This is a genomic window from Chitinibacter tainanensis DSM 15459 (assembly GCF_000429785.1).
GTDB classification, from domain to species: Bacteria; Pseudomonadota; Gammaproteobacteria; order Burkholderiales; family Chitinibacteraceae; genus Chitinibacter; species Chitinibacter tainanensis.
In genome coordinates this window covers 238,880-254,479 of record NZ_AUCN01000009.1, presented here as the reverse complement: position 1 = coordinate 254,479, position 15,600 = coordinate 238,880, and the positions used below count along the sequence as shown (strand labels likewise).

Below are 15,600 nucleotides of genomic sequence, written 5' to 3'. Positions count from 1 at the left end.
TATCTCCTCGAGGTATTACTTGTCGCCAAAGAAGCGGAACTGAATGGCAGCCAAGACCATGCAGAAGAAGGTCACCACCAGACCAGCCGCGGCAGACACACCAAAGTCGTAATTGCGGAAGGCTTGGTCGTACACGTAGAAGAGTGCGGTGTAAGTTTCAGCTTTACCATCAGTCAGTACTACCACCTCTTGGAACACCTTCAGCGCACCAATGGTCGAGAGCATGGTACACAGCAGAATGGTGGGTTTAACCATCGGTACGGTGATACGCCAGAAACGATCCCACGCATTCGCCCCATCCAGAATGGCAGCCTCTTCCACTTCGGTTGGAATGGCTTGCAAACCAGCAAGATACAGCACCATGTAGTAACCGATACCTTTCCAGAAGGTAAAGATCATGATCGAGTACATGGCAATGCTAGGTTCTTGCAGCCACTGAATCTCAACCAGTTTGTCTTGAGGATACAGGTGGAAGAAATGCAGGATGGTGCTTAAGAATTCATTCAAGAGACCGTCGTATTTGAAAACGAATGTCCATACCACACCGGCGATAGAGATCGCAGTAATTACAGGAATGTAATAAACAGCGCGGAAAAAAGTCATGCCTGGCAACTTATTGTTAACCAGTTTCGCAATCAGCAAGGAAGCCAATTGAATAACTGGCACAACAATCAGGAACAACAAAGAGTTCTTGACAGCTTGGTGAAAGAGAGGCTCTTCCCAAATACGAACAAAGTTCGCAAAGTTATTCCACTCGGTCGCACCCCCGGCAATTTCATAATTATGAAACGCCAAGAAGGTGTTGAACCCAACCGGCCAGAATACAAAGATACCCATAAAGATCAAGGCTGGCGCCAAGAAGAAATAGGCTAAAAAGTTGGAGTTTTTCACGTTTCGACTCTTTGGTGTGTTGCAGACAAGGTTGATAATACCGAGCAGGCCATAAAAGCGACTTGATATTAACCAAACCCAAGCGAAATTACAGCCCTCGCATTATAACTTAGACAACCTGATTTTTCACAGTCCTATAGGTAGTTTTTCGTATTGTCTATTAGTCTCAACTAGGAAACCAACAAAGCCTTACATTCAAAAAAAGCTTGCACAGCAACAACTTGGCGCATGACTGAATATAAAGCCAACTCCAAACACCCTATACCCATATTATTAAAATGGGTATAACCATCAATATTAAGATTCAATAATATAAAACTGCAAAAACAAAACGGCGAATGCTCGCGCATTCGCCGTTTATTATCGATCTACGCTAAATTATTTAGCAGCAGACAGACGTTTGTTTGAATCAGCAACTGCTTGGTCCAGCGCGTCTTTCACAGAAATACGGCCTTGCAGAGCAGCTTCGATTTTCTCGTCCATGGCTTTAGACAGAGCGCCTTCATCCACGTTGCCTGGCAGATCTTTCAGGAACAGGTGACGAGTTTTGTCGATAACCAGACCACCCATTTTGAATGCTTTCTTGCCTGGGTCAGTCATGTCGTTCAGAGATGGGTCTTTAGCTGCTGCAGCATTAGCGTTCTTAGTAGAAGCGAATGTGTAAGAAGCTTTAGCGAATTGCTCTTGAGCCCACTCACCAGTGATGAAGTTACCAACCACACCTACTGATTTCAGGTCTTTCTGGCCTTTTGGCACTACGTACATAGTAGTCCAGCCGCCGAATGCCAGTTTGCCGTTGTCACCCAATGGGAAAGTGGTAACGTCAGCTGCTTTGTAAGCGGCTGGGTTAGCATCTTTAATTTTCTTAACAGCGTGACCGCCTTCAGCAAACATACCAACGCCACCGTTCGCGAACATAGCGATTTGTTCGTCGAAAGTCAGGTTAGTATCTTTAACGATGGTGCCTTCTTTGTAAGCATCAGCGAATTTCTGAACCAGAGCTACGTGAGCTGGGCTGTTGTAAACAGCTTTGCCGTTTTGGATAACTGGCAGACCTTCAAACATGAACCAGCCAGTGAAACCGTCTTGCAGTTTTGGCGCCCAGCCTGGTTTGCCAGTTGCAGCTTTGATTTTCTTAGCAGCGGCAAATACGTCGTCCAGAGTTTTGAATTCTGGTTTAACGCCAGCTTTAGCCAGGATGTCTTTGTTGTAAACCATTACGGCAGTCACTTGGTATGAAGGGAAGCCGTAGATTTTGCCGTCAGTAGTCGCGTTAGCCAGAGCAGCAGCGGTGTACTGTGATTTGTTGATGATGCTGTCAACTGGAGTCAACAGCTTAGGAGCCATTTCAACCATCCAGTTAGTTGGAACCAGAGCCAGACCTGGAACGTTACCTTCAGCAACCGCAGCTACGATTGCAGGCTTCATTGCGCCCCAGCCAAGGTCTTTCTGAACAACTTGGATGTCTTTGTTGGTAGAGTTGAATTTTTCAACCACTTGTTTGTGGTATGCATCGTAAGTTGGTGCCAGAGAGTGAGACCAGAACTCAACTTTAGTTGCAGCTTGAGCAGAAACGATTGATGCAGCAAACAGGGTAGCACCAACGATAACAGAACGCTTAAAGTTCATAACAACTCCTAACATGGACATGAGTACGTGCAACACTGGGGTCGCAACTGTTTAACAACTGCGAAACTACTTTAAAGCAGAATAAATTTCAGAGTCAACACGATTATTGAAAGGTTGAAACCTGTTTGATACAGGGCAAAACCTACAAAAAACCGTCATATCGAGTCAGCATGAATGAACCTTATTCTGCTTGGTTCTCACTGATCCGGACACCGTTTTTGATGCCTGCTCTAAAACTTCAGGAGCAAGATTACCCCAATTCATCTGGCCGGTGTACCAGCGTAATGACGCAAAAAACGCTTTCTTGGGTGCGGCAAACGACATTTCGGGGTGATCTTCTAGCGGCTAATCCATCGGCATAAGTAAATCGATGTAGGAAAAAACCCCTACAAAGATGCACGACTACATTCCAAAAAGACCAGTCACACAGTTTTCCCCAGTAAATCATCACTCTAAGCCGCAAGTAGCAGCACAACTTTGGTGCAACAACTGAAAAATTACACACCAAAAAGCAAGTGAATTACATCAAAAACGCCGACAGTCGAACTAGACCACCCGAAAAAATATGACAAGCACAAGCGCAAACCGGCTTCCTGAAGGTCGAAAATCACGTGTTTTTTTGTATCATCAATGCAACAAAGTGAAAAAAAACGCACAAGCAAGGCTTGTGCGTTTGGTTTTGGGCCGACAAACGTGACTAACGATACAGCTCGACTACAAAGTCATAGTAGTCACTACGGAACCAAGAGTGAGTCAACTCCACGGCCGAGCCATCTTCCAAATAGCCGACCCGAGTTAAATGCAGCATCGCAGCGCCCGGCTCTACCCCGGTTAACTTGGCCATTTCATCACTAGCATTGACGGCACCAATGTTTTGAATAGCACGCACCACGCTGATATTGGCTTCGCGCAGGAAGTCATACAGTGATTCGCCGATTTTTTCTGGCTCTGGCACATAATGGTACGGCAAGGCTGTGCGCTCGACTGCCATGACCACATCATTTGCCAGCCGCAAGCGCTCCAAATAGGCGATCCGACTATTGGGACTCAGATTCAAGCGCAATAGCTCTTCGGAACCGGCCAACATGATTTCGCGCTTCAGCCACTTCGATGAAGGCCGAAAACCGCGTTGCTTGAGCATTTCGGATAGATTGGTAAGTCGCGTTAAGGGCTGCTCGAGCTTGGGAGTAATATAAGTACCCGAGCCTTGTCGCCGTAAAATCAAGCCTTGCTCGAACAATAGGTCGAGCGCCTTACGGGCGGTAACCCTTGAAATACCCAGCACATCGCAAAAAGTCCGCTCGGAAGGAAGCGGATCATCCGCCTTCCAAAAGCCCGCATGAATGGCGGCCGCCAGTTTATGGCCGAATTGAAGATAGAGCGGTGTCGCGCTGTCGTTGTCCGGCTTGAGTACCAGCAGCTTATTCAGATTCTGCATCCTGCTTCCTTCACTGACCTACAAATTAGCGATATTCACGAGCGATCAAGATTAAAGCACCCGCACATGAATCTTTTTGTGGGCGCGAAGTGGTGGCCAAGAAGTCCGCCGGAATATACGGGCGCAATGCTTCTGAAAGACCACCGCCACAGATAGCAATGGGTAGCTCTGGGGCACTAGCGCGCAGTGCACTGGCGATATTGACAATCTCTTGCCCCGCATCCAGGAGGAAAGACTTGGCGACCTCATCACTTTGCCCAAATTCCACCACCACCGGTGAGAGCGACGCGCATTCGCCCTGCTTCATCTTGCCCATCCAGGCAAAAACCTGCTCACGCGTATCGCCAGTAATGCTCAGCAGCTTGCGGCCAAAATCAGTCAATGGACGACGACCATCCATAATGCGCTGCACATGATTAATGGCTTTCAGACCCAAATAAGCGCCCGAGCCTTCATCGGAAGTGGGAAAACCCCAACCACCGACTTCCAAGCGCTCGCCACTGGGCAGCCAGGCCTCACCAATCGAGCCGGTCCCAATTGCGATGATCGCGCCGTAGTCACCATTGTGAGCACCGAGCAAGGTTGAATAGCCATCGGTCTCCACAATGATGCGGCCAAAGCCAGGGTTTTTAGCGATGAATTCATCCGCCCAAGCTTTAACCGTAACGCCTGACAAACCAAAACCAACCGCACAGCGGGCAAAGTCAACCTCGCCCAGACCCAGCTTATGAAAACCATCTTTAATCGCTGCCGTAATATTGGCCCAGGCTTTATCAATCCCTTGCCCGAGTGCAGAAGCCCCCGCTTCCGCGCGCACAAGTTCAACGCCGTCCAGCTTAGCGATCGTGATCCGGGTTCCCGTACCGCCCCCATCTACCCCGATCAGATATTCGATTTGACTCATTCACATTCCCCTTGTGCGATTTGAATTGCCCCTGTCGCTACGCTCAAACTCGGTTACGCCACTTGCAGACCAGTTTGCTGTAGTTAATCAGGGGCTTCTGTGTTTATGCATGGAAATTAAGGCTCTACGCATCGCTCATCACATGCGTTAGCGCAGGCACATGCATACCAATTTAGAGATGTGCTGACTTGGTGTCAATTACTGCACCAAATAAAATGCCTCGCGATTGCGAGGCATTTTGCGCTGAGCCAAAAGGGCTTCAGATTTTTTTTACGTGCAGACCACATTCTTTTGAATCTGGATTTTCCCACCACCAGCGGCCTGCGCGCACATCTTCGCCCATGGCAATCGGCCGCGTACAGGGCGCACAGCCAATTGATGGTACGTGTTGATCATGTAGTTTATTGTAGGGAATATTCTGCGCGCGGATATAGGCCCAAACTTCTTTCTCGGTCCACTCGATCAGTGGGTTGAATTTCTCCAGCCCATTGCCGCTATCGTATTCCTGATAGCCCAGATCAGTGCGGGTGGGCGACTGCTGGCGACGCAAACCCGTTACCCACGCTGTCTGCCCTTTCAGCGCCCGTTGCAATGGCTCGATTTTACGAATATGGCAGCAGCTTTTGCGCAGCTCTACCGATTCATAAAACGCATTAATACCGTGCTGATTCACATATTGCTCAACCGCAGCCGTTGCAGGGAAATACACTTTAATCGGGTGGGTTGGATAGTGCTGCGCCACTTCCTGCATCAGCGTGTAGGTTTCAGCTGGCAAACGCCCAGTATCCAAACTAAAAATCTGGATCGGCAAATTAAGCTTGGCGATCAGATGCGTAATCACCATGTCTTCGGCGCCGAATGAGTTGGCAAAGACCGCCGGCGCGAAATCGCTGGCGATTTTTTGCAGCAAGGCGGAGGTTTCTTGCAGTTTCTGTTCAAAATCCATCTTTATTCTTCCCTATGCAAAGTGTGCAGCTTGGCTTAAAACACCAGCTTCCAGCCAATAAAGGCCAGCATAACGGCCAGACAGGGGCGCAGGATACCATCAGACACCCGCCCCGTGATGTGGCTCCCCAGATAAATGCCCGGCAACGAGCCCATCAGCAAAAAGCCCAGCAAGCTCCAATCCATATTCCCCATCCCGGCGTGCCCCAACCCTGCCACGAGTGTCAACGGCACCGCATGGGCGATTTCGGTACCAACCAGCCGTTTGGTCGGCAGCAAAGGATAAAGAATAAACAGCGCCACCGTGCCCAGTGCGCCGGCGCCAATTGAAGTCAGCGTCACAATCGCCCCCAGCAGTACCCCCACTAGCACAGTCAGGAGATTGAGCCGTGGGCCGCTGGCATGAAAAGCATCCCCGGCATGGCGTTGCGCAAAGGCCACCAACTGCTGTTTGAATACAATCGCCACCGCGGTAAAGAGCAAGGCGATCCCCAGGCCATGCTTAATCGCAGCGTTCACGGCTTTGGTATCCGCATGCAGCTGGTGCAGCACCAGCAAGGTCAGCGCAGCCGCCGGCACACTCCCTAAAGCTAGCCAGCCGGTGATTTTCCAGTCGATGTTTTTGTTTTTCTGATGCACATAAATACCGCCTGATTTAGTAATCGCGGCATACAGCAGATCAGTCCCCACCGCCGTGGCAGGGTTAATGCCGAAAAACAGCAAAATCGGGGTCATCAGCGAGCCGCCGCCTACGCCAGTCATGCCGACAATAAAGCCCACCACCAAGCCGGCGATCACAAAACCATACCAAGCGACTTCCATCTCGCAACCCTGTTGAATACTTATTTTTTGAAGAGCATCATCATAACCGCGACATTTAGATCGCCTTAGATTATTCTGTTAGTATGTTATAAGCGATTGTTCTTAGCGGAGAGATGGGATGAAATTGCAGCAGTTGCGCTACCTGGTCGAAGTGGCCAAACAGGGGCTTAATGTCTCGGAGGCCGCCGAGAAGTTGCATACGTCCCAGCCGGGGATCTCCAAGCAAATCCGTTTGCTGGAAGATGAACTGGGCGTACAAATCTTTATCCGTAATGGCAAGCGCGTGGTCGATATCACCCCGCCTGGCCGCGAAATTTTGCGCATTGCCGAGCGGATTTTGATGCAATCGCAAAATCTGAAACGCATCGGTGAAGAATTTGTGCAGGTGGAAAACGGCAGCCTTACCATTGCCACCACCCACACGCAGGCGCGCTATGCGCTGCCTAAAGTGATTCAGGCCTTTTTGCAGCGCTATCCGAAAGTACGGCTTTCGATTAAGCAGGGCAGCCCGACGCAAATTTCCGAGATGGTCGTCGATGGCAGTGCCGATCTAGCCATCGCCACCGAGGGGATCGACCATTATCCCGAGCTGGCGATGCTTGATTGCTATGACTGGAACCGCTGCATCATCGTGCCAAAAGGCCACCCACTTACCCAGCTAAACCGCCCGCTGAGCATGCATGACATCGCCGCCTGGCCGCTGATTACCTACGATTTTGCCTTCACTGGCCGCTCGAAAATCAATCGCGCCTTCGCGGCTCTGCAGCTGGAGCCCAATGTCGTCCTCACCGCGATTGACTCGGACATTATTAAAACTTATGTCGAGCTGGGCTTGGGGGTTGGGATTCTGGCCAGCCAGGCTTTCGAGCCGGAACGCGATCTAAATCTGGTAGCGATCGACGCCTCGCATTTGTTTGAAAAATCCACCACCCACATCGGGGTGCGCAAAGATGCCTATTTGCGCGGCTACGCCTTTGATTTCATCGCCCTCTTCGCGCCGCACCTCACGCGCGAAGTGGTGCAAGACGCGCTGCTGTGCGAAGTGGCCGAGGAATAAACTAAGGGTATATTGCTGCAGGCCTTATTTAAAAAGGCCTATGTACATATACCCTTAACAATCAAATACGACAACGTTCAAGCGAGCCAGAGCTCTGACATCCCGAATTGCTAGCCGCGTAGGATTAAGATCTTGGGAAAATTGATCATGCTAGCGCGGCGCATAATCAGCTTTTCTAAGCCGAGCGGATCAAGCCCGTGGCAGCCCTGACAGCCACGCGGCTTTGCCAGCCAAGGCCTGCTTAACGCAGGCCTTTTTGTTGCGCCCAGAAAATGCCGCTAACGGTTTTGGCATCGGTGATAGTGCTATCAAGCACACCGGCCACCAGCTCATCCATACTCACCGCCACACACTCAACAAACTCACCTTCGTCCAGTTGCGCTTCTCCGGCGGTCAGGCCTTTGGCGAGGAAAAGGCGAATTTCTTCGTCGGTGTAGCTGATGATTGGATGCAAGACGCCTAGAAATTCCCACTCGCTGGCGGTGTAGCCCGTTTCTTCCAGCAATTCGCGCTGGGCACACAGTAGCGCATCTTCGCCCGCTTCAAGCTTGCCGGCCGGAAATTCCAGAAACACCCGATGCAGCGGGTAACGATACTGGCGCTCCAACAGCAAGCGGCCATCGGGCAGTACCGGAATAATCATCACCGCGCCAGGGTGCAAGATGTATTCGCGCGTGGCGGTGCTGCCATCGGGCAAACCGACGGTATCGCGGTTGACGTGCAATAGATTGCCATCGAATACCCGTTGGGTTTCGAGCGTGGCTTCCAGTAGCTTGGGGTCTTGCAGGTCTTCAATTAAAGGCATTAGCGAGTTAGTCCACAGAGATCATCAAATGCTACGCGGCGGGGTCAATAAGCCAACGGCAACCGCGAAGGGTTGCCGTTGAGTTTACCGCGAAATACCTGCTTAAAGTTTGACCGGGGTCGTATGCCAGATTTGCGCAGCGTATTCGCTGATGGTGCGATCGGACGAGAAACGCCCCATTCCGGCCACATTCAGAATGGCTTTTTTCGCCCATTCATCCGGTTTGGCATACAGCGCATCCACTTTTTCCTGGGTGGCAATATACGACTCATAATCGGCCAGCAGCTGATAATGATCGCCCCAGTTCACCAACACATCAAAAATCACGCGATAGCGCTCTGGCTCTTGCGGGCTAAAGAAACCATTGGCGAGCTGATTCAGGACTTCGCGCAACTCGGCGTTATGCTCGTAAATCGCGCGTGGCTGATAGCCATTTTTGCGCAGGGCATTCACTTGCTCGGTGGTATTGCCAAAAATAAAGATATTTTCTTCGCCCACCGCCGCCTGCATTTCCACATTGGCCCCATCCAGCGTGCCGATGGTCAGCGCGCCATTGAGGGCAAATTTCATATTGCCGGTACCCGAGGCTTCGGTGCCGGCGGTGGAAATCTGCTCGGACAGATCAGCGGCAGGGATAATCACTTCGGCTAGGCTCACCGAATAATTTGGAATAAACACCACTTTGAGCTTATCGCCCACTCGTGGGTCATTATTGATCTTGATGCCCACATCGTTAATCAGCTGAATCACCAGCTTGGCCATTTTGTAGGCCGAAGCAGCTTTACCGGCAAACACCACCACCCGTGGCTGGATCGGGGCGTCGGGGTTGGCCAGAATGCGGTTGTAGCGGGTAATCACATGCAGCACATTCAGCAATTGCCGTTTGTATTCGTGAATGCGCTTCACCTGCACATCAAAGAGCGCATCGGGGTTAATCACCCCGCCCAGGCGGCGCGCCACAAAGCGGGCCAGCCGCTCTTTATTAGCATGCTTGGCCGCGCGAAAATCGGCCACAAACTGCGGAAAATCAGCATGGGCTTTCAGCTCGCTGAGCTCATCCAGCCGCACGCGCCAAGTGTGGCCAATTTCGCGGTCGATCAAGGTCGACAGCGACGGATTGGCCAGCGCCAGCCAGCGGCGTGGCGTCACACCATTGGTGACATTGGTAAACCGCGCCGGGTATACCTTGGCCAGATCGGCAAAAATCGATTCCACCATCAGATCGGAATGCAGGGCCGATACCCCGTTGATGGTATGGCTGGCCACTACCGCCAGATACGCCATACGCACCTTACGCTCGCCATGCTCCTCGATCAATGACACGCGACGCAGCAAATCAAAATCGCCGGGGAAGCGGGTGCTGACGTCTTTGAGGAATTTATCGTTGATATCAAAAATGATCTTCAGATGGCGTGGCAGCAGATGGCCGAGCATATCCACCGGCCAGGTTTCCAGCGCCTCAGACATCAAAGTGTGATTGGTGTAGCTAAATACCTGGCTGGTAATCGCCCACGCTTCATCCCAGCTGTAATTGGCTTCATCCAGCAACACGCGCATTAATTCGGGGATGGCCAGTACGGGATGGGTGTCGTTCAGGTGAATCGCGACTTTCTCGCCCAGATTATCCAGCGTTTCGTGGTTCATCCGGTGGCGGTGAATAATGTCCTGAATACTGGCCGCGCAGAAGAAATATTCTTGGCGTAAGCGCAGCTCTTTCCCGCTGTAGGTAGAGTCATCGGGATACAGCACGCGCGAGACGTTTTCCGAGACGTTTTTCTCCGCCACAGCCGAGAAATAATCGCCCTCATTGAATTTCGACAGATTGATTTCGCGCGTCGAGCGTGCGGTCCACAGGCGCAAGGTATTGGTGGCCATGGTGTCATAGCCGGGAATAATGATGTCGTGCGCAACCGCCAGCACATCATTATGGGTATCAATCCAGCGCACTTTGCTGCCATCGCTTTCTAGCCGGCCACCAAAGCGCACCCGGTAGCAGACTTCGTCGCGCGGGAAATCGAGGATATTCACCGAGCCCAGCCAGGTATCGGGCACTTCCACCTGCCGGCCTTCGATAATCCGCTGCTTGAACATCCCGAACTGATAGCGAATACCGTAACCCATGCCAGGGATACCCAGCGTGGCCATTGAATCGAGAAAACACGCGGCCAGACGCCCCAAACCACCATTACCCAGGGCGGCATCAGGCTCCAGATGCACCAGATCGTCGTAATCCACGCCCATGTCATCCAGCGCACTGCGCACGGTATCTTCCATATCCAGCGCCAGCAAAGCATTAGAGAGCGCTCGCCCGATCAGAAATTCCATCGAGAGGTAATACACCCGCTTCACATCTTGCGAATATTGCGCGCGGGTGGTTTGCATCCAGCGCTCGACCATCTGGTCACGCACGGTAAGAAAGGTCGCATCCAGCCAGTCTTTGGGCTGGGCCACGATCGGATCTTTCCCGATGGTGTACATCAGTTTATTGGCAATGGCTTTCTTGATCGCGGCCACATCGTGGCGATCGGTAACATCGTATTGAAACGGCATACTCATGCGTGACACTCCGTGTTGCGGGTTTGGCGATGATTCGCCCGGTTCAGGCACTAACTTGCTGATACAACGCTTGATACTGAGCAGCGGCCGCTGACCAGCCAAAATTTTGCTGCATGGCGGTTTTGCGAACTTGCTTCCATTCTTTACTGCGCGCCCACAGGGCGAAGGCGCGCTTGATACCCCGGGTGAGTTCCTGGCTGGAGAACCCATCAAAGCTAAAGCCGGTGGCAATACCCTCGGCTAAATTCTCTAAGCTGCAATCGGCCACCGTATCGGCCAGGCCGCCCACCCGCCGCACCAGCGGCAAGGTGCCGTATTGCAGGCCATACAATTGCGTGAGGCCACACGGCTCGAATCGGCTTGGCACCATGATCACATCACCGCCGGCGATCAATTGATGCGAAAACGTTTCATCGTAGCCAATTTTTACGGCCACTTGCGCCGGATTCGCTTGTGCCGCTGCAACAAAGGCTTCTTCCAGCGAAGTATCGCCACTGCCCAGCACAGCGAGCTGGCCACCGCGCAAGGTGATTTCCGGCAGCGCCGCCAGCACCAGCTGCAGCCCTTTTTGCTCGGTCAGGCGACTCACCACCACAAACAGCGGGGCGTCATCCTGCACATTCAGCCCCAGCTGGGCTTGCAGGGCGGCTTTGCATTTGGCTTTGCCGGCGGGTTTATCAGCGCTGTAATTGGCCACCAGTGCGATATCGGTGGCGGGATGCCAAACGGCCGGATCCACGCCATTGAGCACCCCCGCCAATACCGCGGCTCGACTGCGCAACAAGCCATCCAGCCCGCAGCCTTGCTCGGCGGTGGTGATTTCTTGCGCGTAACTTGGCGACACCGTTGTTACGCGGTCGGCATACACAATGCCCGCCTTCATAAACGACAGCTGGCCATAGTATTCCAGCCCATCCACCGCAAAAAATTCGGCAGGTAATTGCAGGCGGGCAAACGTTTCGGCTGCAAATACGCCCTGATAGGCCAGATTATGAATCGTGTAGATGCACGGCACTGGCCGGCCCGCGGCGGCCAGATAGGCCGGCGTGAGGGCAGCATGCCAGTCATGGGCATGCACCAACTGCGGCTGCCAGAGCGGATCGACGCCTTGCGCCAACTGGGCTGCGGCCCAGCTTAGCAGCGCAAAGCGCTCGGCATTGTCGGCATAGGCCTCGCCATTGGCCGCTTGGTATGGATTACCAGGGCGATCGTAATAATGCGGCGCATCGAGTAAATACACCGCCAGCCCCGCTGCCGTTTCCCCAAAGAGTAGTCGGCACGGCGTGCCCAAGCCATCTAGCTGGGTCACTTCGCCTCGAATCTCCACCGCGGCGAGCAGCGCGGGGAAAGCCGGCAACAAAGTCCGGACTTCTTCCCCCACCTGCCCCAAAGCCGCCGGCAGTGCACCGGTGACATCAGCGAGGCCGCCAGTTTTCAGCAGCGGGAACATTTCGGCACACACTTGCAGAATTCGCATTCTCGATCCTTTGCAGAAGTTAGCTCGGGCCAAGGCCCATCCGCAGCATTATCTGCGCGCTAAATGAAACCGCTGTGGCATTTAGGCCGGCAGTTTGGCCAGCATGTCTTTGGTGATCAGGGTAACCCCGGTTTCGGTACGGTAGAAACGGCGCGCATCTTCCTCTACGTTCTCACCCACAATTGTGCCTTCCGGAATCTGGCAGCCGCGATCAATCACGCAGCGGCGCAACCGCGAACCGCGCCCCACTACCACTTCCGGCAAAATCACCGCCGAATCAATCGTGCAGAACGAATGCACCCGCACCTGCGAAAACAGCACCGAATTAATCACCAGTGAGCCGGACACAATACAACCGCCAGACACCAGCGAATTGAGCGTCATACCGTGGCTACCGTTGCGATCCTGCACAAACTTGGCCGGTGGTTGCTGCTCTTGCAATGTCCAGATCGGCCAGCTTTGATCGTAGACATCCAGCTCAGGGGTGACTGAGGCCAGATCAAGATTGGCAGCCCAGTAGGCATCCACCGTCCCCACATCACGCCAGTAGGGGTTGCCGCCGGATTCGGTTTGCACGCATGAAAGGCTAAACGGATGGGCAAAGGCTTTGCCTTCGCTCACGGCTTTCGGGATCAGGTCTTTACCAAAATCGTGGCTCGAGCCCTCAACCTGGATGTCTTCTTCCAGCAGGCGCTCGAGGTAGGCCGTGTTAAAAATATAAATCCCCATCGAGGCGAGCGAGACCGCCTCATTGCCGGGCATGGCCGGCGGGTTGGCCGGTTTTTCCACAAAATCGGTGATCTTGCGCGTTTCATCCACCGCCATGACCCCGAAGGCCGAAGCTTCTTCGCGCGGCACTTCGATACACGCCACACTCACCTCGGCCCCGAGCAACACGTGATCGACCAGCATGCGCGAGTAATCCATTTTGTAGATGTGATCCCCCGCTAGAATCACCACATAATCTGAGCGGTAATTGCGCAAGATATCCAGGTTTTGGTAAATCGCATCGGCCGTACCGCGATACCAATGCTCTTCATTCACCCGCTGCTGCGCCGGCAAAACATCAACAAACTCATTCATTTCATTGCGCAGGAAAGACCAGCCGCGCTGCAGGTGGCGCATCAGCGAATGCGATTTGTACTGGGTAATCACCCCAATGCGGCGAATGCCCGAGTTAATGCAGTTGGATAATGCAAAATCGATAATGCGGAATTTGCCACCAAAATACACCCCCGGTTTGGCGCGGTGATCGGTCAAGGCTTTTAAGCGTGAACCACGACCACCTGCCAGTACCAGCGCCACGGCGCGGCCTGGCAATTGCCGGGCTAGCGTGGCTTTATCGATTAATTGCACTTCCATTCTTGCCTCTCCTGTCGCGGCCCGCCGGCATTGGCGGGCCCACTGCGCTATGAATTGAAAGCCGGGTGTTTAGGTCACCACGGTAGGTTGTTCGCGGCCGGTACGCTGACGGATTTGTGCCACGGCATCAGCCAGCGCGATCAGCCCCGCCAGTGCGGTCTGGGTGGCGACGCCATGCTGGCTGGCATCAGCCTCGTATTTCTCCAGATACACACGCAACGTGGCGCCTTCAGTGCCGGTGCCCGAGAGGCGGAACACCACCCGGCTACCATCGGCCAGCAAAATGCGGATACCTTGTTTTTCGCTGCGCGAGCCATCCACCGGATCGTCGTAGGCAAAATCATCGGCGCTGGCAATGGCTTGCCCAGCGATGGTTTGGCCAGCCAGCTGCGCCAATTGGCCGCGCAAATGCGCCATCAGGCCATTGGCGGCTTCGGTATCCAGCGCTTCGTAATCATGGCGGGAATAAAAATGCCGGCCATAGGTTTGCCAGTGCTCGCTCACCAGCTCGGCCACCGATTTGCCAGTAACCGCCAAAAGATTGAGCCAGAACAGCACCGCCCACACGCCATCTTTCTCGCGCACATGACCCGAACCCGTGCCGTAACTTTCTTCACCGCACAGCGTTACTTTGCCGGCATCGAGCAGATTGCCAAAGAATTTCCAACCGGTTGGCGTTTCAAAGCACGGCAAGCCCAGGCGTTTGGCCACGGCATCAACAGCACACGAAGTGGGCATTGAGCGCGCCACCCCAGCGATCCCACCGGCATAGCCTTTCACCTGCGTGGCATTGGCGGCCATGACGGCCAGACTGTCGGATGGGGTCACAATAAATTGCCGGCCCACAATCATATTGCGGTCGGCATCGCCATCGCTGGCGGCGCCAAAATCGGGCGCATCCGCGGCGAACATTTGCTGCACCAGTGCTTCGGCATACACCGGATTCGGATCCGGATGCAGACCGCCAAAATCCTCCAGCGGGGTGCCATTCACCACGGTGCCGGCCGGCGCACCGAGCAGGCCTTCGAGAATGCGCGTGGCGTAAGGGCCAGAAGCAGCGCACATCGCATCAAAACGCATCCGGTGGCCGGCGGCAAACCAGTTGCGAATCGCGGCAAAATCAAACAGGCTTTCCATCAGCTCGGCATAATCGGCCACCGAATCAATCACCTGCACCTGCATCTCGCCGATGGTATAGCTCGCAATGTTTTCAATATCAACGTCTGTAGCTTGATACACCCGGTAGGTATCAATAGACGTGGTGCGCTGGTAAATGGCTTCGGTGATTTTCTCGGGGGCGGGGCCACCGTTGGTCACATTATATTTAATGCCGAAATCACCCTCGGGGCCGCCCGGATTATGCGAGGCCGACAGCACAATCCCGCCCACCGCACCATGCTTGCGAATCACGCAACTCACCGCCGGGGTCGACAGCAAACCGCCCTGCCCCACCAACACCCGCGCCACCCCATTGGCCGCCGCCATCCGCAAAATGGTCTGGATCGCCGCGCGATTGTGATAACGGCCATCGCCGCCCAGCACCAGCGTGCCGCCTTGCAGCTCGGGCACCACATCAAAAATCGCCTGCACAAAGTTTTCTAAATAATGCGGCTGCTGAAACACCGTTACCTTTTTGCGCAGGCCGGACGTCCCCGGGCGCTGGCCACTAAAGGCTTGTGTCGCGATGGTTTGAATTGTCATTGTGATTTGTTCC

12 protein-coding genes are annotated in these 15,600 nt (G+C 53.5%); 1 reads left to right on the top strand and 11 read right to left on the bottom strand.

The genetic code is table 11. The features are described from left to right. Window positions 1-15: 15 nt before the first annotated feature. The 6 genes from G482_RS0102355 to G482_RS0102330 all read right to left on the bottom strand — a co-directional run bounded on the left by G482_RS0102355 (window position 16) and on the right by G482_RS0102330 (window position 6,629). On the bottom strand, window positions 16-891 hold the full coding sequence (locus tag G482_RS0102355) for a carbohydrate ABC transporter permease (RefSeq protein WP_028448675.1): 876 nt from the start codon (window positions 889-891) through the stop codon (window positions 16-18). Between the two features lie 378 nt (window positions 892-1,269). Beyond that, the gene (locus G482_RS0102350; RefSeq protein WP_034618640.1) at window positions 1,270-2,520 is read right to left on the bottom strand and encodes an ABC transporter substrate-binding protein; all 1,251 of its coding nucleotides are present in this window, start codon (window positions 2,518-2,520) and stop codon (window positions 1,270-1,272) included. Between the two features lie 697 nt (window positions 2,521-3,217). Beyond that, window positions 3,218-3,958, bottom strand: a complete 741-nt coding sequence (locus G482_RS0102345) for a GntR family transcriptional regulator (protein WP_197053876.1) — start codon at window positions 3,956-3,958, stop codon at window positions 3,218-3,220. A 25-nt stretch (window positions 3,959-3,983) separates the two neighbouring features. After that, complete coding sequence (locus G482_RS0102340; protein WP_028448672.1) at window positions 3,984-4,862, bottom strand: glucosamine kinase nucleotide-binding domain-containing protein; 879 nt, start codon at window positions 4,860-4,862, stop codon at window positions 3,984-3,986. A gap of 259 nt (window positions 4,863-5,121) precedes the next feature. Then, window positions 5,122-5,808, bottom strand: coding sequence for a phosphoadenylyl-sulfate reductase (locus tag G482_RS0102335; protein WP_028448671.1), 687 nt, complete (start codon window positions 5,806-5,808; stop codon window positions 5,122-5,124). A gap of 35 nt (window positions 5,809-5,843) precedes the next feature. Further along, entirely contained in the window at window positions 5,844-6,629 is a 786-nt protein-coding gene (locus G482_RS0102330; protein ID WP_028448670.1) for a sulfite exporter TauE/SafE family protein, read from the bottom strand. A 118-nt stretch (window positions 6,630-6,747) separates the two neighbouring features. On the opposite strand from G482_RS0102330, the gene cysB reads away from it, so the two are divergent. Then, window positions 6,748-7,686, top strand: coding sequence for an HTH-type transcriptional regulator CysB (gene cysB / locus G482_RS0102325; RefSeq protein ID WP_028448669.1), 939 nt, complete (start codon window positions 6,748-6,750; stop codon window positions 7,684-7,686). 241 nt (window positions 7,687-7,927) lie between these two features. Here the strand turns inward: cysB and G482_RS0102320 are convergent, their stop codons facing one another. The 5 genes from G482_RS0102320 to G482_RS0102300 all read right to left on the bottom strand — a co-directional run bounded on the left by G482_RS0102320 (window position 7,928) and on the right by G482_RS0102300 (window position 15,587). Then, window positions 7,928-8,491, bottom strand: coding sequence for an NUDIX domain-containing protein (locus G482_RS0102320; protein WP_051258661.1), 564 nt, complete (start codon window positions 8,489-8,491; stop codon window positions 7,928-7,930). A gap of 102 nt (window positions 8,492-8,593) precedes the next feature. Further along, a complete protein-coding gene (gene glgP / locus G482_RS0102315; protein ID WP_373277550.1) occupies window positions 8,594-11,056 on the bottom strand; it encodes a glycogen/starch/alpha-glucan family phosphorylase in 2,463 nt (820 codons plus the stop codon). Between the two features lie 34 nt (window positions 11,057-11,090). Continuing rightward, window positions 11,091-12,524 (bottom strand): glycogen synthase GlgA, encoded by a 1,434-nt coding sequence (gene glgA / locus G482_RS0102310; RefSeq protein ID WP_028448666.1) that lies wholly within the window; start codon window positions 12,522-12,524, stop codon window positions 11,091-11,093. Window positions 12,525-12,605: 81 nt separating this feature from the next. Then, window positions 12,606-13,886 carry a glucose-1-phosphate adenylyltransferase gene (glgC, locus tag G482_RS0102305; RefSeq protein WP_028448665.1) on the bottom strand — a complete coding sequence of 427 codons (1,281 nt, stop codon included), beginning with the start codon at window positions 13,884-13,886 and terminating at the stop codon, window positions 12,606-12,608. A 69-nt stretch (window positions 13,887-13,955) separates the two neighbouring features. Further along, a complete protein-coding gene (locus tag G482_RS0102300; protein ID WP_028448664.1) occupies window positions 13,956-15,587 on the bottom strand; it encodes an alpha-D-glucose phosphate-specific phosphoglucomutase in 1,632 nt (543 codons plus the stop codon). Window positions 15,588-15,600 lie beyond the last annotated feature (13 nt).

Bases quoted from the DNA above. Each gene is read 5' to 3' on its own strand.
- G482_RS0102330 (WP_028448670.1), bottom strand. From the start codon at position 6,629: ATGGAAGTCGCTTGGTATGGTTTTGTGATCGCCGGCTTGGTGGTGGGC.
- G482_RS0102340 (WP_028448672.1), bottom strand. From the start codon at position 4,862: ATGAGTCAAATCGAATATCTGATCGGGGTAGATGGGGGCGGTACGGGA.
- cysB (WP_028448669.1), top strand. From the start codon at position 6,748: ATGAAATTGCAGCAGTTGCGCTACCTGGTCGAAGTGGCCAAACAGGGG.
- glgC (WP_028448665.1), bottom strand. From the start codon at position 13,886: ATGGAAGTGCAATTAATCGATAAAGCCACGCTAGCCCGGCAATTGCCA.
- G482_RS0102320 (WP_051258661.1), bottom strand. From the start codon at position 8,491: ATGCCTTTAATTGAAGACCTGCAAGACCCCAAGCTACTGGAAGCCACG.
- G482_RS0102300 (WP_028448664.1), bottom strand. From the start codon at position 15,587: ATGACAATTCAAACCATCGCGACACAAGCCTTTAGTGGCCAGCGCCCG.
- G482_RS0102350 (WP_034618640.1), bottom strand. From the start codon at position 2,520: ATGAACTTTAAGCGTTCTGTTATCGTTGGTGCTACCCTGTTTGCTGCA.
- G482_RS0102345 (WP_197053876.1), bottom strand. From the start codon at position 3,958: ATGCAGAATCTGAATAAGCTGCTGGTACTCAAGCCGGACAACGACAGC.
- glgA (WP_028448666.1), bottom strand. From the start codon at position 12,524: ATGCGAATTCTGCAAGTGTGTGCCGAAATGTTCCCGCTGCTGAAAACT.
- G482_RS0102335 (WP_028448671.1), bottom strand. From the start codon at position 5,808: ATGGATTTTGAACAGAAACTGCAAGAAACCTCCGCCTTGCTGCAAAAA.